Raw genomic sequence first — 18,379 nt, forward strand, 5'->3', positions numbered from 1 at the left:
GATTTCCTACTCACTCGTTGTTCAGTTTTCAAAGATCAAGTTCTCGTTGGCGCCTTTTAATGTCTCAGCAGCAACTTTTATAATATATCATGTTTTCCGATGAATTGCAATACTTTTTTTTCAAAGTCTTTTGTAATTTCATCCAGATTAACATTCACCAACCGAAAGTTTATATCTCCTCTTTGCGACTGGATTTATAATGTAACATATAACCCACTCTAAAAACAACCCCTAAATTCAAAAAACATAAATAAGTACTTTCGCCTCAGTCCTACTTCTCGTTCCCATCTTCTCATAAAAAACGTGCAGATTCTAATAATCAGAACCTACACGTTAAATAGAGATTGGATGTTAGTTCAGAACTGTATTAATTAGAAATCCACGGATTTCTGCGTTTCTTTGAGCTCTCTGTACGACCACCAGCATTTGAACGTTGAGACTTCACAGCCGTTTTGTTTTTCTTACTGCTGTTTTGACTCGAGGTCTTTGCTTTTGATGCCGTTTCCTTCGTTCCAGTTCCCTTGCTCTTGAGAGAAGCGCCAGAAGTAGATTCCTCACTCACTGTTCTAGCAACTTCGGGAGTGTCCTGTACAAACGTTTCAGGATCTTGGATTTCCGGAACCCGATTATGCTGTGAATAATTACCAATACCTGGATACTGCGGATTAGATGGAATACTCGACATTATCGGCCCGCCAAAAGCTCCAAGAGGAGATGCTGGAACTATTCCCTGATTAGGTGTTCCCGCTCCATAAGCAGAGAATGCATTTGGGTTTCCATATGCAGGATAGGTATTATATACGGGCATTTCATATGAATAGGGTTGAACATGCATTCCCCCACACCCACAAGTAGTTGGCCAAGGAAGGTTCGGTGACATCCCATACATCGGATTCATCCCTGAAACATTAGCCTCCATATTGTTAGGTGCAGCATTTGGATTCCATTGTTCTGGACTCACATTAGGTGCAGCATTCGGATTCCATTGTTCCGGACTCATGTTAGGCCACGCGTTTGAATTCCATTGTTCTGGACTCATGTTAGGCCACGCGTTTGGATTCCATTGTTCTGGACTCACATTAGGCGCAGCATTCGGATTCCATTGTTCTGGACTCATGTTAGGTGCAGCATTCGGATTCCATTGTTCTGGACTCATGTTAGGTGCAGCATTCGGATTCCATTGTTCTGGACTCATGTTAGGTGAATACATATTTTCTGAAAAGAAGTATGGAGACATGCATTCAGGTCCATATGACGCAGGTTGAACATAACTTGGTGCCCAATTCATGTTCATATTAGGGCTATTTTGATAAGAATCATAGAGATAAGGATTTCCTCCTAGTCCTGGATATCCCATATTGTCACAAGCATCTGCCTTTTCCTCTTTGCAAGCCATTGGCTTCATCTCAGCTTTTGGTGCCTCATGATGAGCTACAGGCTCTTGATTTGGAACTGTAATCTGAACAAATAAGCTCTGCATTTCAATTTCTTGCACAGGAGCAACTTCCATCTGCATATTCGGTGCAGGATTAGGTGCAGCATTTTGAGTATTAATAGGGGCAATGTTCATCGATGGGTGTGGTGCAGAATTGTACAAAGGCGAGATATTTGGCGATGATTTAGGTGCAGGTTTAGTTTCCGCTTTAGCTTCTGGTTTATTTTCTGCTTTTGCCTCTGGTTTATTTTCTGCTTTTGCTTCCGGTTTAGTTTCTGGTTTGACCTCTGGTTTAGTTTCCGGTTTTGGTGCAGGAACTACCTCAGCTACTGGCTGTTCTTTTGGACCCGTATATTCCTTCCCGCCAACTTGTGTTTTCTCAGAAGCATTAGAAGGCATGTAGCCTGGCTGTACGGGTGAAGCGTTTGATGTCTTTTTAGGAATGTTGACTACTTCCCCTAACATCAAAACATTCGGATTCTTTAGCTGGGGGTTTGCTTCAACCATATCTTTTAAAGGGATTCCCCACGCCTTAGATAATTTCCATAAGGTATCTCCTTGTTTGACTGTATGCTTGTAGTAAACTTCACTGTTATCCGGTACGGATACAGGAGCCGTAGGTATTTTTACTTTTTCACCAAGTGCCAACACATTCGGATTACTGATCTGTGGATTAGCTTCAATAATTTTCTGTAACGGCACTCCGTACTTTTGCGATAATGCATACAGACTATCGCCTTGTTTGACAATGTGTATTTTCACGTAGCATTAACCTCCTAAAAGTTTTGTGGAGTATTGCTTTCTTACAGCTACACAGCAAAACTGGCTTTGAAAGCAAACACCCTTTGGATGGAACATTGCTCTCTTACAGAGTTATATGCGGTACAGCCGCCTCCTTCGTTACTACATCTTATGCAGCCCATGGGCGAATGACATCCCTGAAATAAAAAAAATCCTTTCATGAGACATGAAAAGATTTACCAGAGACCTCCGGCCATCTTCTTCATATACATGAAAGGATATCTAATGCCTATTCAATACTCATTACTCGACTAGCATGTAAAGAGCAAATTGTACGATTAACTGTTATTCCCAAACCTTGTAGCCATCTTTGTCAACAACATTGCGGAACTCTTCAAGCAATCTCAAAGTGATTGGACCCGCTTGTCCTTCACCAATGATTCGGCCGTCAATTTCACGCGCAGCAATAACTTCAGCAGCAGTACCTGTGAAGAATACCTCGTCCGCTATGTAAACATCATGCATAGTGAATGGTTCTTCTTTTAGCTTAATACCCAATTTCTCACATAACTCGATGATCGCCAGACGTGTGATTCCTTCAAGCGCTCCCAAATAGCATGGAGGAGTAAAGACCACACCATTTTTGATGATGAAAATATTATCTCCAGATCCTTCAGTAACATATCCTTGAGCATTCATCATGATTGCTTCATCGGCTTCTGCCAAATTGGACTGGATTTTCACTAGGATATTGTTGAGATAGTTAAGCGATTTAATCTTCGGATTCAGTGCATCCGGAATATTACGACGTTGGGATACAGAAACAGCGCGAAGCCCATTAATGTACGCTTGCTCTGGGTAAATAGCTAATTGTTCAACGATAATGATTACGCTGGCTTTAGGGCAACGGCGTGGATCAAGACCCAAGTTACCAGGACCACGGGATACGATCAGTCGAATATAACCGTTACGCATGTCGTTAAGGCGAATCGTTTCAGCCATAGCTTCCAGCATCTCGTCATAAGTGAGCGGAATGTCCAGCATGATCGACTTCGCCGAATCATATAGTCTGTCCAAATGCTCTTTACATTTAAAAATATTACCATTGTAGATACGAATACCTTCAAATATGCCGTCTCCATACAAAAAACCGTGATCAAAAACGGATACCTTTGCATTTTCCTTAGTTACGTGTTGTCCATCCAGATAGATCCATTGTTCAGCCATGAATTTACTGCACCTCCGCTTTCTCTTCCTCATAGGTGTATGTGGGATACGAGCCCAGAATCCGAACCTGACAGCCTAAAGCGCTAATCTCTTCAATCGCTCCTGGCAGCAGGACTGATTCTATCGGTTCCAGCACATCAATATAAAAATAATAAGTACCCAACTTCTTTTTCGTTGGTCGTGATTCAATACGCGATAAATTCAGCTTCCGCCAAGAAAAGGCAGCGAGGACCTGATGCAAAGCACCGGGAAAATCCTCCGGCAGCGTAACTAGGACACTCGTCTTTACACCATTGCTGCTCCGTGGAAGATCAATCTTCTGCGGACCGACAAGGACAAATCGCGTGTAGTTGTTGTTGTGATCTGTAACTTTCCGATCAACAATCTCCAGCCCATGAGTTGCTGCGCCAAGAGCAGTACCAATCGCAGCCCAGCCCTTGTCAGGATTGTTCTTAACGATTTCAACAGCTTCAGAGGTGCTTCCGACCGACTCCAGTTCAGCCCAAGGTGCATGCTTCCGAACAAATTGCATGCATTGTGCCATTGCAACAGGATGCGAAAGGATTTTTTTAATTTTAGTGAAATCCTTATTGCCGTTCGTATCTCTGAATTCCAGCGGGTGACCGATGAGATTCTGTATCGATGGAAAGATCCATTCAGCCTGCATAGGCAGATCGACCTCATTAATGAGCCAATCAATATGTAGACTAACTGAGCCTTCAATAGTATTCTCAATCGGGATAACGCTGTAATCAGTGGTGCCACCAGCCGTAGAGAGAAAGACATCGGAAATTAACTTATGATGCACAATTTTTACAGGCTCGCCGTTAAACAAATGCAGCAGCGCTTCGTGAGATACCGAGCCCTGCGGCAATACCGCTATTGATTTCATAACCGTACTTCTCCTTTTATCATATCCAAAAATGATACGTTTTGCATCTCGTTTCTTTCAAGAAGCTCTGATGTAACACCTGAAGTACAAGGCATCAGCCAGCAAGTCTGAGCAGAGATGCCGTGTTCTTGCATCGTATTCATCAGGAAAGCCTCAAGCTCTCGCTTACGAGTCTCATGGCGATCAACTAAACACAGTAGGGTAGGACCGGCACCGCTAAGTGCGATTCCTAAAGCACCATGGTTAGGTGCTTCCGCGAGCAGCTTCTCCATGCCTGGAATAAGTGCTGCACGATAGGGCTGATGCAGACGATCCTGCATCGCTCTACTGATCAGGTCAAGCCGACCTGATGCAAACGAGGCTGTCATTAAAGAGGTTCTGCTGATGTTGTACACAGCATCACTAACTGAGATTTCTGTTGGAAGCACTCCCCGTGCTTTTGTGGTTTCCAGCTCGAATTCAGGAATAACCACGAGAACCTCAAGGTCTTGAGGTGGATCAAGGCGAACGTAATCCGCATGATCACCGTCCCACACTGCGGTAATGATGCCACCAAATAAGGAAGCTCCTACATTGTCAGGATGCTTCTCAAGCTGGGTAGCCATATCAAACAGCTTCGCATCATCGAGCGGAGAGCCGATCATCGTATTAGCTGCGACCATGCCCCCAATGATGGCCGAGGCACTGCTGCCGAGTCCACGCGTAAGCGGAATCTCAGAGTACATCGAAATAGATATTTCAGGCACCGTAACGCCAGCTTCTGCAAATACCATTTGAGCGACCTTATAGAGTAAATTACTCTTATCCTGAGCCACTCCCTTCATCTCGTCACCATATAGATGAAAAACAGTCTCCTCTGCTTCCTCCATCTCAATCCAGGCATACAGCGGCAATGCCATGCCAAGAGTATCGAAGCCCGGACCAAGATTGGCAGTACTAGCAGGTACTTTAACCCTTGCTACTCCATAAGTACTCATAACAGGTGCAATCTCCTTACTCATTGTTTAAATATAGAAAGTATAGTCCATCTACAGTGCTAACCTTCCACACGGTAGTGACTCTTGATCCGGTGGATGACTTTCAGTTCATTAAAGTGACGCAGCACTTTATTCATACTTGCTTTGCTGGCGTTATGGGTAACAATAATAATCTCCGCATCAGGATTATTTGGATTGGCTTGCTGAACTACCGAATCAAGACTCACGTCATACTCGGCAAACACCTGAGTAATCTTGGCCAATACGCCTGCTTTATCATCAACGTGTAAAAGTAGGAAGTTTTTATAAAAGATATCCTCATCACTCTTAAGCTTCTTCTGCTTATAAGGTACTTTTTGCTTCAATCCATTAACACCCAGCTTGAGGTTCTTAATAATGGCTACCAAGTCAGCTACTACCGAAGTTGCCGTTGGCATTGCACCCGCGCCCGCACCATAGAACATTGTCTCTCCTACTGCCTCACCATACACATAAACTGCATTGAAGACACCATTTACAGATGCAAGTGGGTGACTTGCTCGAATCAAGGTCGGTTGAACACTGATACTGAATTCCTCATCCTGACGTTCAGCAATGCCTAGCAGCTTAATTTCGTATCCGAGACGCTTTGCAAAGGCAATATCGGCTTTACTCACTTCTGAAATCCCACTCACACTGACGTCATGTAGCTCCACGTTAGTACGGAAGCCTAGGGTCCCGAGAATCGCCATTTTGCGGGCAGCATCCAGACCTTCAACATCGGAAGTTGGATCAGCCTCTGCATATCCTAAATCCTGCGCTTCTTTTAACACATCATTATAGGATGCGCCTTCTTGGCTCATTTTGGTTAGTATGTAATTAGTTGTTCCATTCACAATACCTATAATCTTCATGATCTTATCTGAAGAAAAGCCTTCGATAAGCGTCCGAATAATCGGAATACCACCTGCAACACTAGCCTCATAAAAGACATCACATTGCTTCTCTTGCGCCTTAGCCAGAATCTCCGAACCGTGCAGCGCCATCAAGTCCTTATTCGCAGTTACGACATGTTTACCGCGGTCCAAAGCTTCAAGAATATATTCCTTTGTTCCATCGATACCACCCATCACTTCAACGATTACATCGATCTCAGGGTCACGAATAACATCCCATGGATCTGTTGTTATTTTAGCAGGGTCGACCTCAATATCACGGAGCTTATTGGAATTATTCACCGCTATGCGCTCAATGAGTATTGGAGAGCCTACTTGACTGCTCAAATCCTCCTGATTTCCTTCCACGATACGAACTACACCTGTACCAACTGTTCCCAGACCCAGCAATCCTACTTTAACCGGCTTCATCAGTATCCTCCTAAAAGTTTTACGTATATAATTTCTCTATCCCTGTCCAACGATTAGGGCGCGCTTCACTCCCGGAATATTCTTCAGACTATCAAGCATCTCTCCGAGCTCCTCATTCAAATGTGAGATTTCCACGGAAATCACCACATTCGCTCGTCCTTGTAGCGGAATACTCTGGTGAATCGTCAGCACGTTAGCCCCATGCCCCGCCACAGATCCTAGAACCTTGGAGAGCATCCCCGATTCATGTTCCAAATCCATGGAGATCGTAACAATTCGCTCACGTTCGAGCTGATGGATCAGGTGAATGCCATCCTTGTATTTATAAAAAGCGCTCCGGCTTAATCCTACCTGTTCTACACCCTCATGTACGGTCTTCGCATCCCCGGCCTCAAGCAATTGTTTGACCTGCATAGTCTTAAGTACGGCATCAGGTAATATGTCCTCACGGACCAAATAATAGCGTTCTTTCACGAACGTCCTCACCTCAAAGACTTTTGTGTTTTCTTAGTGGACATTATATCGGAAAAGACTTATAAAATGCAATAACTTTATATGTATACTCTGAGGCCAGGGAGTACGGTGCAGCAAAACCCCCGGATTCCCGGGGGCAGCAGGCAATCGTATGTACACTAACTGTATGGAATCGTCGTCCCGCAATAGTCACAGATTTTATCCTGCCCAGGAAGTACTCTACTCTTAGCACCGCAACTCGAACAAACGATGGATTTCGGCAGTTGGACAGGTGGCTTAGGCCTATTCTCCGGTAATGACTGCCGCCCAGATGATGGCTGGTTCTCTGATGCCGCGGAGGGCTGTGCCCGGTCAGGATGCACAAGATTGGGCGGTTGTTTATCTAAGAGCTTAACACGTCCTTCATAATAGACAAGATCAGAAGCAAGTAACCCCCATCTCACCAAATACCGTAGGTCTCTACGTACATCATCTTCACTTTGTTTCGTGATATCAGCTAAATTACCAATATGTCTAACATCATCCACTATGATCAGCATGAGATACTTCTTGCACAGAAGATCAAAGTTTTCTGTTGCGAAGGTAGCCCTCCCTGCAAAGCTGTCCGCCGGAATTATAAAGATCAAGTAGAGGACCACCAGAATGATCAATAAAGTGAACCACTTAAAATCCCCTTTGTAGGTCCCCACGGCGAAGAGGACGGCAAGTTCCATAAAAGCTCCCATACATACATGATAGAGCAATTTGTAGTTAAATGATTTCCGCTCATTCTTATAATGAGTGCTTACAAAACGAAGCATCGCAAGTACAAACCCAAGCGGAGCAAACAAATAGGCAATCGCCATGATGATTCGATCAAACACTGTCCGGTCTCGCTTGTTACGGTAGCGAAGGTTATTCTCAGGCGCACGCACCAGTGCTTGTGCCCGTTTGGAATAAATAAGCTTCGGCGGCAATTTTACAAATGGATTGTCTACACGTCCTTCATAATAAACAATATCTGGTGAAAGTACTCCCTGATCTTTTAAATATTCCAAAACCTCGCGGACGTTCTCTTCACTGAATCCGCGAATATCGGATAGGCTGCCGATATGCCTTATGCCGTCCACAAGAACCAATGCGATATAGTCATTGCAAAGATAGGTGAATCCCTCTCTCCACCCTACGGCCCTAACCGACAATTTGATGGCGGGAATCCTAAACAATGCGTAGATAATCACCAGCCTGATCAAGAGTGCGACATAATCGATTTGACCGAGTAGCTTGCTAATAATGAAATAGATCGCCAATTCTACAAAGGCACCCATACACGCATGATAAAACAGGTTAATATTGCTTGCTTTGCGCTGTCTCTTGGAATGTGTAGATAATAACCGAATAGCAGCCAATATAAAGCCAACCGGAGCAAATACATACGCAAACACAATAGTCGTATAATCAAACGCCGTCCGCTCATATTCGTGCTTATATATCGGTTTGCCTGTTGTTGGTGGCTGCCTTCGTATATCCAATTTACTCATCTTCTATCTCCCCTAGTTAAGTTATATCTACAATGCTCAGGGAGAACCTTGGCATTAACTATACGATATCATCGTGCCACAGTATTCACAGCTCTTTGACTGACTAGGCTGAACCGTGTTCTGTGCTCCGCAGCCCGGACAACGGATGGACTTAGGCAGCAGCGGTGAGGACTGCGGTTGAGAATGAATCTGCTGTCCCGAAGCTTGGGCTCCGAAGCCTGAAGTCCTTCCAGGATGTACAAGATTAGGTGCTGCCATGGATGGATCTGGCGTCTGACGCCCCTCGGAAAGTACAATATCAATATCCAGTAATCCTTTATTCTTTAGATACTGGACATCTCTCCGTACATCGCTATCGCTTTGACCTATCCGTTCAGATATACTGCCGACATATCGGATATTTTTATTTTGAATCAGCTCTATATAAGAAGTGTTAAGCTTAGAAAGTGTATATTTAGCTTTTGCTGTCACACTCGCAAGAATAAGTGCCGGAATCAAAAATATAACTGCAAGGAAAATCTGGATCGTTAATAATTCGGAAGTTCCAGTGTTTCCACTCATGGTATCCACAAACATTGCAACAGAGAGTTCAACAAATCCTCCGATAAATACATGCATGATCAGATTTAGATTGGTGGGTCTCCGATGATTTTTATAATGAGTTAGCATCAAACGTAACAATGCAAGAACGAGTCCAATGGGTGTGAATAGATAAGCTGCTGCAAGAATGACATAATCAAACCCAGTCCGGTCTAATTTAATCAGAGGAACCGCTGCACTCCCCGCTGGGGTCGGTGACGGCTCTTGTATGTTCAATCTGTTCATGTAGTTATTTCCTCCTATTTAAGTGCCGCTAATTCCCGATTTCGCCGCTCTAGTGTAGCTTTAATACTGTCGGCCATTTCGTTGATTTCAGCTTGCCAGTTCTCATGTGGCTCATTTGTCATGAGCAGAAGCTTCACATGATCATGCAACAGGGAGATCTGCTGATGCATGATATCCTCAGTAGCATATAAAGATGGATCTGATACAGGATCACTGAACTTGAATTGATCTCGTAACTTATTGAGCACTTGTACAAGCTGTTCAGTTTCAGGATTCTTCCAGCTGCTTGCCAGCGCACTGATCTCGTTTATTTCACTCTGATGCTGCCGAAAAGCTTGCAAGGACCTCTGTATTTGCTGTTCTTCTGTTCCGGCATTCCATCCATAAATCCCGATCACAGCCAGTGTGATTCCACCAATCAAAAGAATCAGCAGTTGAACCGCAGCATACCACAGAGGGGACAACTCCAGTAGCCAATCGAAGACAATAGCCGATGCGAATACTCCAACCGCATAAATCCCCGTGATGATTGCACCGCTGAGAAGAACGGGTGAGGTCCGCTGCACACTACCTGCAGTACGGAGCCAAAAAATACAATAGCCATACACCACACTCTCCGCCAGCAGAACAGCAACTAGCGAAATCACGAATCGAAACAGTGATTCAGAGAAGCCTAACCCTATAAAGGAGAACACCGTTAGTATTATAGCAGCCACATAAATAATGGTGATGATACGAATATAACTTTTGCCCTTGTTCATAACGTCCTCCTTCAGCCTGCTTTTGTTCCACACTCTGCACAAAATTTCTGTCCAGGCTTCAGCTCATGCCCACAACCTCCGCATTTAATAACCAAACTATCTCCACAGTGAGGACAGAATTTCACCCCTGGTGATACCATTTCTCCACATTTACCACAGGCTTTAGGCATTTCTTTTCCACAAGAGACACAGGAAGATGCACCCTCAGGATTATCTGCTCCACAGGTTGGACAAGCACGATAAGGATTGCCACAACCAGGACAGAACTTGGCTCCTGCTTTCAATTCATGACCACATTCCAAACAATTGATCTTGTTTCCGGACGATGCGCTTTGCTGAATGCTCTCCAGAGCATGCCCACAGCCACTACAGAACCTTCCCTCAACAGAATTCATAACCCCACACTTCGAACAGGAGCGCTCTTGGCGCACAACTGTAGTCCCTGAATCAAAACTCATCCCTCGGGTCATACGATTCACCATATCCATAGCCGGTCCAGCGAATCCCATACCAAGTCCAAGCCCCATCCCGGTGTTCATCATGCCTACTCCAAGATTGCCAGGATTACCTGCTGCTTTTTCCATCGTGTTAAAGCCACGCTCCTGTTGATAGTTGAAGCCGATAATATCCATTTCTGCTTTTTTAGCTAAAGCTTCCTTTAATCGAATCGTTGCCGGATCATCATCAGGAATATTAATGGAATCAATATAGAAATTATTCAGCTCAAGTCCATTATCCAGAAAAGTTGATGCTAGCCGCCCCTGGATATGCTTTGAGATCTCTGCAACATAGGCATTAATCTCCAGTATACTGATTTGCTTATGTACAAGGTAGGATGAAATCAGTTCATTTATATTCGACATAAGCAAGCCGCGGAAATAATTCACGAGCGTATCGTGATCAAACTGAGGAAGCGTTCCAACAAGCTGCAACAAAAATTTGCGCGGATTATCAACCTTTACACCAAACTGTCCGAAGGAACGAACAGAAATCATAATTTTGTATTTAGGATCCTGGAGTTGTAAAGGTGCGCTGGTTCCCCATTTAACATTCATCGAATTGGTCTTGTTCACATACCATACTTCTGCTGTGAACGGCGACTTCCCACCGAAAGGAAGATTAACGATATTAGATAAAATAGGAATATTGGCGGTGCTCAGGGTGTGCCGCCCTGCCGTAAAGGAATCAAGCGCTTGTCCGCCCTTGAATAGGATCGCTTCCTGAGATTCATTAACGATTAGCTGAGTCCATGTCCCTAGCTCTTGGTTAGGATATTTCCATGCGAAAATCCCCGGAGGACCGTCGTACTTCACCACTTCTATAATTGCCATCTGCTATTCCCTCTTTCATCATCTATGATATATGAATAACGTATGCGTTCCCGGATGGGAAATTGTGTATTTCGATATTAATTGTATACGATATATATCGTGATTTGGGTTCTTTTCACGAAAAAAATATACTCGATATGGAAATAAAAAAAGCGCGGCTTGTGTCTTCCTCTACAGGAGAACACAAGTCGCGCTTTGTAATCAGCTAAATATTAATAGTAACTGCTATTCTCTACGAACTCGAATTCGAACTCACCAATACGGACAATAGTCCCCTCTACAGCTCCACGTTTACGAAGCTCTGCATCTACACCCATATGTCGCAATGTCCGGGCGAGCTTTAGAATCGCATCATGTGTGCTAAGCTGCATACGTTTCAACATTTTCTCGATACGAGGGCTGTTGACCACATATGTTTCATTATCACGTGTAATGGTGAACGAGTTATTATCTTCCGCTTCTAGCTTATAAACCTTACGTTCAGTTGTTCCTGATACTTCTTCAACTACCGGTGCCACCGGAATACTATCAAGAATATCCGTTGCACGATATAACAGTTCCTGAACACCCTGACGGGTAAGCGAGGAGATTGGCATAACCTCAAGATCCGGACGCAGCTCAGCTACGCGTTCTCGGAAAGCGATGAGATTCTCCTCAGACTCTGGCATATCCATTTTATTCGCGGCCACGATTTGAGGACGATCAATTAGAGCCGCATTATATTGCTTCAGCTCGTCATTAATGAGAACCCAATCCTCGAAGGGATCACGCCCCTCTGAACCAGACATATCCACTACGTGAATAATGATCCGTGTACGTTCAACGTGACGCAGGAATTCATGACCAAGCCCTATACCTTCACTAGCTCCCTCAATTAATCCTGGCAGATCCGCCATTACAAAGCTTCGTCCATCCCCAACATCTACTACACCTAAGTTCGGTGTAATCGTAGTGAAATGGTATGCACCAATCTTTGGTTGAGCTGCGGATACGACCGACAGTAGCGTAGATTTGCCCACACTCGGGAAGCCTACAAGTCCCACATCAGCCATAACCTTAAGTTCCATAACAATATACCGCTCTTGACCTTCTTCGCCGTTCTCTGCTAGCTCTGGAGCCTTATTAGCTGCTGTTGCAAAACGAGCATTCCCACGACCCCCACGACCCCCACGAGCAACAACAACTTGCTGACCATGACGAGTCAAATCGGCGATGATCTCTTGAGTATCATCGTCAATTAATATGGTTCCAGGTGGAATCCGCACGATCATATGGTCAGCGTTCGCCCCATGCTGACTTCTGTTACGTCCTTTAATCCCTTTGTCCGCTTTAAAATGGCGCTGATAACGGAAATCCATCAGCGTACGCAAGCCCTCATCTACGCGGAAGATAACGTCGCCACCACGGCCACCGTCACCACCTGCTGGGCCACCATCCGGTACATACTTTTCCCGGCGAAACGCAACGATACCATCCCCGCCGTCTCCGCCCTTAACATAAATCTTAGCTTTATCTACGAACATTAATGTTCACCTTCCTCACATTTCAAGCGGCAAACGCAGCTCTACATAAGCCTTGCTGGGCTTAAACTGCTCCGCTTTCATGATTTTCCCTTGTACTATATTATAAATTTGCCCTTTGAGCTGCTCGGGATTGCCATGCTCTCCCTCACCTTCGAAGGAGATAAGAATGTCTCCTCCATCCTGAATAAAGCCAAGACGCAGCTTGCGCGTTTCACCCTGAGGAGCCAGTCCGTTATATTGATAAGCTCGTACGGTCTGCATGATCACTGAAGTCAGCTCATCTCCTGCTTCCCGGTTTAGCTTCTCCTCCAGTTGCAATCCTTCCTCCACTTGAACTTCCAGTTCCAGACTAGTCCGGTAAGTTCGGAAAGATTGGATATAGAAGACCAATGAAGGAATGCCCAGCTTAGCGATACGACTATCAAGCGCTATGCGTTCCTTTATTCTTTCCACACACTCCACGGATTTATCAGGCTTTCCAAGCTGAATATATCCGTAAAGAATCTGCAAATCATTCATCCAATCATGACGATGATGATTCAGTGTCCGAATCGCCGCCTGTTGCAGAGTGTTCTCTTGTATACGCAGCTCCCGTTCCCAATGACGCTGATTCCAAATCAAACTAAAAGCAACCGTTGCTGCTACCCAAATTCCAAGCAACAGACACGTCAAAAGGGAGGTATGCCAATACACGAGTCCTAAAGGAAGCATTACGGATAACATGACTGCCCAGATTGCACTTTTCCAGGATTTCATTCTTTCTCCCCGTCCCTCAGTTCGCAAAATTCATGACTTCGTTTAGATTATTACCCTCATCAATTACCATTTCCTAGTATAACACAGCAGTTCCCTGTAGTTCACCAGAGATAACCGTGAGATTTCACATATGTCTAAGGATGTTTATGTTTTCTTAAAACTCTGAAGGTCTACATTTCTAAAGTGCTCAAAGGTATACACAAACGCTTCTGAATATTCTACAAAAAAGCCTCCGGCACTCATGCCGGAGGCTTCTACATGCAAATATGGTTCCGTAAGCTTACGCTTCCAGTGCCGCTGCTACCGGAGCGACATCAACTGGGTATACGCTCACTTTTTTGCGATCGCGGCCCCAACGTTCGAACTTCACTACGCCATCCACCAATGCGAACAACGTATCATCTTTACCGATGCCTACGTTAGTGCCTGGGTGAATTTTTGTTCCGCGTTGACGAACCAAGATGTTACCGCCGGTTACTGCTTGACCGTCAGCACGTTTCACGCCAAGACGTTTGGAATGGGAATCCCGTCCGTTTTTTGTGGAACCTACACCTTTTTTCGATGCGAACAATTGAAGATTCAATTTCAACATGTTGTCAACCTCCTTCTTTAAATATTTACTTGCTCTATTTGAAGATACTTTCCGTATGATTCTGCGATATCATTTAGCATCACGACCATGGATTCAAGCAGCAATTGCACCTTCGCGGAAGTATCGAAATCATCAATGGAACCTAATGTTCCACTTAGGAATCCGTTCTTCATGGATGTATCCATGGAGATTCCGGTCAAAGTCTCAATCGAATTGACGGTTCCAACCGTTACGGCCGAAACACCGGCACATACGATATCTTCGCCACGCTTTGCATAACCCGCGTGCCCTTTTACCTCAAAGCCAACGATAGTTCCTAGATCCGAAGATCGTGTAATCCGTACGTTAATCATTCACGCACCTTCTTACGCTTGAATCTTCTCGATAGTTACTTTCGTGTACGGTTGACGATGGCCTTGTTTCTTGTGGTAGTTCTTCTTAGGTTTGTATTTGTAAACTACAACCTTAGCGCCTTTACCATGTTTCTCGACTTTAGCTGTTACAGACGCGCCGCTTACGAGCGGAGTTCCTGCAGTCAGACCACCTTCGTTAGAAACAGCCAATACACGGTCAAAAGTTACACTTGCGCCGTCTTCAGCTTCCAACTTCTCAATGAACAAAACATCGCCCTCTTGGACTTTGTATTGTTTACCGCCAGTTTCGATAATTGCATACATTTTACTTGCACCTCCTCATGTCTCAGACTCGCCTAGTCTAGGTGGCAGATCCCCGTGGAAACTGCACTTATGTACCCGATCGGAGCGGTTACAGCATGTGCAGGACCGAATCAATCAAACACATACTTGAAGATATTATCATACTTATCGCCCATCGTCAACTCATTCCATCCATTCTCCAACTTTCCCAGTCCCTCCGCAGCACTGACAAAGGATAGGTGCGAAGCTGGCTGAATCATGTCTTGCCTTCTTCCGGGTCATCTCGAGGAGTCCAAGTCTTGTCCAACCGAGAATATGGGTTTTGGTTCGATCCTTGCAGATCACTTTCTCCAGCCGCTCGGTAACCATTTTACGGTGTATTTCTTCTTCCATATCAATAAAATCAACAATAATAATTCCGCCGGTATCTCGCAAACGGATCAGACGACCAATCTCCTCTGCTGCAAGCAAATTAGTATTCGTCACCGTCTCTTCAAGGGATGCTCCTCCAATGTATTGCGCGGTGTTCACGTCAATAACGGTGAGCGCCTCCGTCTCATCCCAGATCATTGTCGCTCCGCCCTCCAGCGTGATCTTGCGACTGAAGCTCTTGTGCAACTGTTCCTGAACCCCATAAGCTGTAAAAATGGACTCCGGTCCATTATATAAACTCACAGGCTTGTACCCATCAGGTGCCATGTCATCCAGAAATGCCTTGGCTTCTTTAACTGCAACTGGAGAATCTATAATCAGCTGATCACGCTGTGGATTAAACGCATCTCTTATAAAGCGCTGAACAATACTAAGATCACGATGAAGTAGAGCTGGGGCTTCTGCAGTTTGTGCCCGACGTGTAATGTTATCCCATTGCGCACGTAAAAATGAAAGATCACCCTCCACTGCTTCATGCGGCTCATCCTGAGAGACGGTCCGCATAATAACCCCCTCTTCTTTCATTCGCAGACGCTCACCAATTCCTTTGAGCCGGCTACGTTCTGCATCGCGACTTATTTTTTTGGATACCCCAACATAATCGGCAAAAGGCATGTACACCATCCAGCGACCGGGCAATGTATAATGGGTCGTTACACGCGCACCTTTGCCGCCACTAGGCTCTTTTCTTACTTGTACAACAATATCCTGACCCGGCTGCAAAAGCGTCTCGATAGAAGGCTTCACATCCGGCTGTCTATCCAAATGAGGGTGCAATACATCATCAACATATAAAAAAGCATTCTTCTTCTGTCCAATGTCAACAAAAGCAGCCTGCATACCTGGAAGTACGTTAATCACACGGCCTTTATAATAACTTCCGACCAGCCCTTGCTGCTGATCGCGTTCAGCCGCGTACTCCACAAGCCTTCCGTTCTCCAGAAGAGCCATTCGGGTAATGTGCTGCGTGCAGTGAACGATCATCTGTTTCATGGCTTCACCTCTGGTTTCGTTCATTCATTCATCCCTTCTCACGCTCTGCATAAATACACTACATTCCGAAGTAGGTAGATATTAAGCGCTGTTCCGGCACAACAGCAACAACATTTCCTTCGCCGTTTAATACATAGATAAAATGATATTGATTACGTTTAAATAGACGCAATATAGCATCTAAAGGTTTCGCAGATAAGGCAACAATTGGACGAGCCACACTTCCTGTCCGCAAATGATACTCATAAACCGCCTCCCTATTCATCAAAAAAGCAACAAATCGGTACGGTAAATTCCGATGATCCGTGAGATTTGAATACAATAAAAAAGCACCGATCATAACCATGTTCAGCCTCAAGCCTCCACCTGCTCCAAGAGGCAATAGCGCATAAACAATCACAAAAATGCTTGCAGCAACACTCACTCGTCCGCTCCATAGCAAAGTATAGTAATAAGGAAGAAATAAACTAACTGTAGCCTGAAGTACTTTGCCTCCGTCAAGTGGCAGAACAGGCAAAAGATTAAAGAGCGCAATAATGGCATTAGCATTTATAAAATAGATTAAAAATTCCTGATTACCATAACCTGCTTGCTGAAGCCCAAGAGCCATAACAATCATGATTCCATTTTGCAGCGGACCGGCAAGTGCAATACCAATCTCACGACTAGCGGTGAGCCGCCCATGATCCTCAATAACCGCAACTCCGCCAAACGGAAGAAGCTGAACCGATTTGACTGTAACACCAACTAAAAGGGCAGCCACTACATGTCCTATTTCATGAATGAGGACGATCGTAAATAAAGTTAGCAACTCCAGAAATTGTCCTGTGAGTACAGAGAACAACATAATGATTACGAACAATGGATGTAGTGACAGATCGATCCCTAAGATCCTAATCAAACGATACCACTTCTGTAGGATCAATATAAGTCTTGTCTTTCATCACTGCAAAGAATAGCGTTGGAGCTGAGGAGCCCTCTTTCTCCAGCATCCAACCGAGTTCATCTCCACTCTGAATCCAGTCATCAATCTCCAGCTTAGTGCCATTTAAATGTCCGTATTCTGCTGTAATTCCTCCAGAATGTTGAACCGCAATTCGAATGCCACCGTCCAATTCTTTAGAGATGGAAAGAACACGTCCCATGTCTATACTCTTCACCGTCACATTTGAGGTTGAATCGATTTGAGGCATAATTTCTACACCTTTTAGCGTGGAGGCAAAGGGCTCCACAATACTTCCAGCTACCGGAGCACTAAGCTCATGTTGAGCTGCTGCCTTTTGAGCAGGTTCGTCTTTGTCACCAAATATCGGGATGAACGCCGGTGCACCATTAAAATTCTCCTCATACCAGACCCGCACTGCTGTGAAATCCATGTCATTACTCAAGGCGTCACTAATAAAGGCTTGGACTTTATAGGACCATGGCTGGTGAACTGCAAAAGCTCCCCACACCGCTCCAAACACAAGCACACTGGCTATAACCCGTCGAATAAAACCGGAAGAAAATTTAGAACCTCCTCCTCCTGGTTCCTCCCAGCCCCCCCGTCTCTCTTTCCACATTACTTCCGGATCAGGCTCTATAGATGATTGCTCCTCATTTTTCTTAAACCCCGTACCCCACTCCTTGAAGCTCGTACTCTTTTCGGGCATAACGAATAACGGAGGCACCTCTGCTGTTTCTATATTCGGGATTTCCTCCAGCAAACTACGAATACGCTCCTTGCGGCGATTCTTGATATCTGATTTGAGATCCATGTTTATCCCTCCGGACGGGCTTGTTTTACTTCCATTTTATGAAGCACGGAAGTCTCTTTAGAACAAGCCCACCCAAGGTGGAGCACTTAAATACCACTAAATAAATAAATCCCACCCATAGATTTCTCTAGTGGTGGGACC

At 44.8% G+C, this 18,379-nt stretch carries 18 protein-coding genes and 1 other annotated feature; all 18 genes read right to left on the reverse strand.

Going from position 1 to position 18,379, the window contains the following annotated elements; genetic code table 11:
• Window positions 1–367: 367 nt before the first annotated feature.
• On the reverse strand, window positions 368–2,197 hold the full coding sequence (locus MKX41_RS18330) for a LysM peptidoglycan-binding domain-containing protein (protein WP_340972413.1): 1,830 nt from the start codon (window positions 2,195–2,197) through the stop codon (window positions 368–370).
• A gap of 324 nt (window positions 2,198–2,521) precedes the next feature.
• Entirely contained in the window at window positions 2,522–3,403 is an 882-nt protein-coding gene (ilvE, locus tag MKX41_RS18335) for a branched-chain-amino-acid transaminase (protein WP_339798169.1), read from the reverse strand.
• Window positions 3,404–3,407: 4 nt separating this feature from the next.
• Window positions 3,408–4,295 (reverse strand): prephenate dehydratase, encoded by an 888-nt coding sequence (pheA, locus tag MKX41_RS18340; RefSeq protein ID WP_149646001.1) that lies wholly within the window; start codon window positions 4,293–4,295, stop codon window positions 3,408–3,410.
• Entirely contained in the window at window positions 4,292–5,272 is a 981-nt protein-coding gene (gene thrB / locus MKX41_RS18345; protein ID WP_076300746.1) for a homoserine kinase, read from the reverse strand. The genes pheA and thrB overlap by 4 nt, the downstream gene beginning before the upstream one ends.
• Before the next feature lie 59 nt (window positions 5,273–5,331).
• The gene (locus MKX41_RS18350) at window positions 5,332–6,618 is read right to left on the reverse strand and encodes a homoserine dehydrogenase (protein WP_042191151.1); all 1,287 of its coding nucleotides are present in this window, start codon (window positions 6,616–6,618) and stop codon (window positions 5,332–5,334) included.
• Between the two features lie 36 nt (window positions 6,619–6,654).
• A complete protein-coding gene (locus tag MKX41_RS18355; RefSeq protein WP_042130552.1) occupies window positions 6,655–7,092 on the reverse strand; it encodes an ACT domain-containing protein in 438 nt (145 codons plus the stop codon).
• Window positions 7,093–7,250: 158 nt separating this feature from the next.
• Window positions 7,251–8,612, reverse strand: a complete 1,362-nt coding sequence (locus MKX41_RS18360) for a hypothetical protein (protein WP_340972421.1) — start codon at window positions 8,610–8,612, stop codon at window positions 7,251–7,253.
• A 54-nt stretch (window positions 8,613–8,666) separates the two neighbouring features.
• Window positions 8,667–9,437, reverse strand: a complete 771-nt coding sequence (locus MKX41_RS18365) for a hypothetical protein (RefSeq protein ID WP_340972424.1) — start codon at window positions 9,435–9,437, stop codon at window positions 8,667–8,669.
• Window positions 9,438–9,451: 14 nt separating this feature from the next.
• On the reverse strand, window positions 9,452–10,198 hold the full coding sequence (locus tag MKX41_RS18370) for a hypothetical protein (RefSeq protein ID WP_076300743.1): 747 nt from the start codon (window positions 10,196–10,198) through the stop codon (window positions 9,452–9,454).
• An 11-nt stretch (window positions 10,199–10,209) separates the two neighbouring features.
• The gene (locus MKX41_RS18375) at window positions 10,210–11,529 is read right to left on the reverse strand and encodes an SPFH domain-containing protein (RefSeq protein ID WP_042191160.1); all 1,320 of its coding nucleotides are present in this window, start codon (window positions 11,527–11,529) and stop codon (window positions 10,210–10,212) included.
• 212 nt (window positions 11,530–11,741) lie between these two features.
• The gene (gene obgE / locus MKX41_RS18380; RefSeq protein ID WP_340972429.1) at window positions 11,742–13,052 is read right to left on the reverse strand and encodes a GTPase ObgE; all 1,311 of its coding nucleotides are present in this window, start codon (window positions 13,050–13,052) and stop codon (window positions 11,742–11,744) included.
• A gap of 15 nt (window positions 13,053–13,067) precedes the next feature.
• On the reverse strand, window positions 13,068–13,808 hold the full coding sequence (locus MKX41_RS18385; RefSeq protein ID WP_076300740.1) for a Spo0B domain-containing protein: 741 nt from the start codon (window positions 13,806–13,808) through the stop codon (window positions 13,068–13,070).
• Window positions 13,809–14,088: 280 nt separating this feature from the next.
• Entirely contained in the window at window positions 14,089–14,400 is a 312-nt protein-coding gene (gene rpmA / locus MKX41_RS18390; RefSeq protein ID WP_042130564.1) for a 50S ribosomal protein L27, read from the reverse strand.
• A gap of 17 nt (window positions 14,401–14,417) precedes the next feature.
• Window positions 14,418–14,753, reverse strand: a complete 336-nt coding sequence (locus tag MKX41_RS18395) for a ribosomal-processing cysteine protease Prp (protein ID WP_042191166.1) — start codon at window positions 14,751–14,753, stop codon at window positions 14,418–14,420.
• Between the two features lie 12 nt (window positions 14,754–14,765).
• A complete protein-coding gene (gene rplU, locus MKX41_RS18400; protein ID WP_042130566.1) occupies window positions 14,766–15,077 on the reverse strand; it encodes a 50S ribosomal protein L21 in 312 nt (103 codons plus the stop codon).
• A gap of 14 nt (window positions 15,078–15,091) precedes the next feature.
• Window positions 15,092–15,177, reverse strand: a sequence feature (ribosomal protein L21 leader region).
• A gap of 62 nt (window positions 15,178–15,239) precedes the next feature.
• Window positions 15,240–16,481, reverse strand: a complete 1,242-nt coding sequence (locus MKX41_RS18405; RefSeq protein ID WP_042194404.1) for an Rne/Rng family ribonuclease — start codon at window positions 16,479–16,481, stop codon at window positions 15,240–15,242.
• Between the two features lie 58 nt (window positions 16,482–16,539).
• Window positions 16,540–17,382: a M50 family metallopeptidase gene (locus tag MKX41_RS18410; protein ID WP_339798184.1), complete on the reverse strand. Its 843-nt coding sequence runs from the start codon at window positions 17,380–17,382 to the stop codon at window positions 16,540–16,542.
• A complete protein-coding gene (locus tag MKX41_RS18415; RefSeq protein ID WP_340972440.1) occupies window positions 17,375–18,238 on the reverse strand; it encodes a M23 family metallopeptidase in 864 nt (287 codons plus the stop codon). The genes MKX41_RS18410 and MKX41_RS18415 overlap by 8 nt, the downstream gene beginning before the upstream one ends.
• Window positions 18,239–18,379: the final 141 nt, after the last annotated feature.

The organism is Paenibacillus sp. FSL R5-0475 (genome assembly GCF_038004585.1).
Lineage (GTDB): Bacteria > Bacillota > Bacilli > Paenibacillales > Paenibacillaceae > Paenibacillus_AQ.

What these genes read in the sequence shown, in the direction of transcription:
- ilvE (WP_339798169.1), bottom strand. Translation starts at nt 3,403, where the DNA reads ATGGCTGAACAATGGATCTATCTGGATGGACAACACGTAACTAAGGAA.
- pheA (WP_149646001.1), bottom strand. Translation starts at nt 4,295, where the DNA reads ATGAAATCAATAGCGGTATTGCCGCAGGGCTCGGTATCTCACGAAGCG.
- thrB (WP_076300746.1), bottom strand. Translation starts at nt 5,272, where the DNA reads ATGAGTACTTATGGAGTAGCAAGGGTTAAAGTACCTGCTAGTACTGCC.
- MKX41_RS18350 (WP_042191151.1), bottom strand. Translation starts at nt 6,618, where the DNA reads ATGAAGCCGGTTAAAGTAGGATTGCTGGGTCTGGGAACAGTTGGTACA.
- MKX41_RS18360 (WP_340972421.1), bottom strand. Translation starts at nt 8,612, where the DNA reads ATGAGTAAATTGGATATACGAAGGCAGCCACCAACAACAGGCAAACCG.
- MKX41_RS18365 (WP_340972424.1), bottom strand. Translation starts at nt 9,437, where the DNA reads ATGAACAGATTGAACATACAAGAGCCGTCACCGACCCCAGCGGGGAGT.
- MKX41_RS18370 (WP_076300743.1), bottom strand. Translation starts at nt 10,198, where the DNA reads ATGAACAAGGGCAAAAGTTATATTCGTATCATCACCATTATTTATGTG.
- MKX41_RS18375 (WP_042191160.1), bottom strand. Translation starts at nt 11,529, where the DNA reads ATGGCAATTATAGAAGTGGTGAAGTACGACGGTCCTCCGGGGATTTTC.
- obgE (WP_340972429.1), bottom strand. Translation starts at nt 13,052, where the DNA reads ATGTTCGTAGATAAAGCTAAGATTTATGTTAAGGGCGGAGACGGCGGG.
- MKX41_RS18385 (WP_076300740.1), bottom strand. Translation starts at nt 13,808, where the DNA reads ATGAAATCCTGGAAAAGTGCAATCTGGGCAGTCATGTTATCCGTAATG.
- rpmA (WP_042130564.1), bottom strand. Translation starts at nt 14,400, where the DNA reads ATGTTGAAATTGAATCTTCAATTGTTCGCATCGAAAAAAGGTGTAGGT.
- MKX41_RS18395 (WP_042191166.1), bottom strand. Translation starts at nt 14,753, where the DNA reads ATGATTAACGTACGGATTACACGATCTTCGGATCTAGGAACTATCGTT.
- rplU (WP_042130566.1), bottom strand. Translation starts at nt 15,077, where the DNA reads ATGTATGCAATTATCGAAACTGGCGGTAAACAATACAAAGTCCAAGAG.
- MKX41_RS18405 (WP_042194404.1), bottom strand. Translation starts at nt 16,481, where the DNA reads ATGAAACAGATGATCGTTCACTGCACGCAGCACATTACCCGAATGGCT.
- MKX41_RS18415 (WP_340972440.1), bottom strand. Translation starts at nt 18,238, where the DNA reads ATGGATCTCAAATCAGATATCAAGAATCGCCGCAAGGAGCGTATTCGT.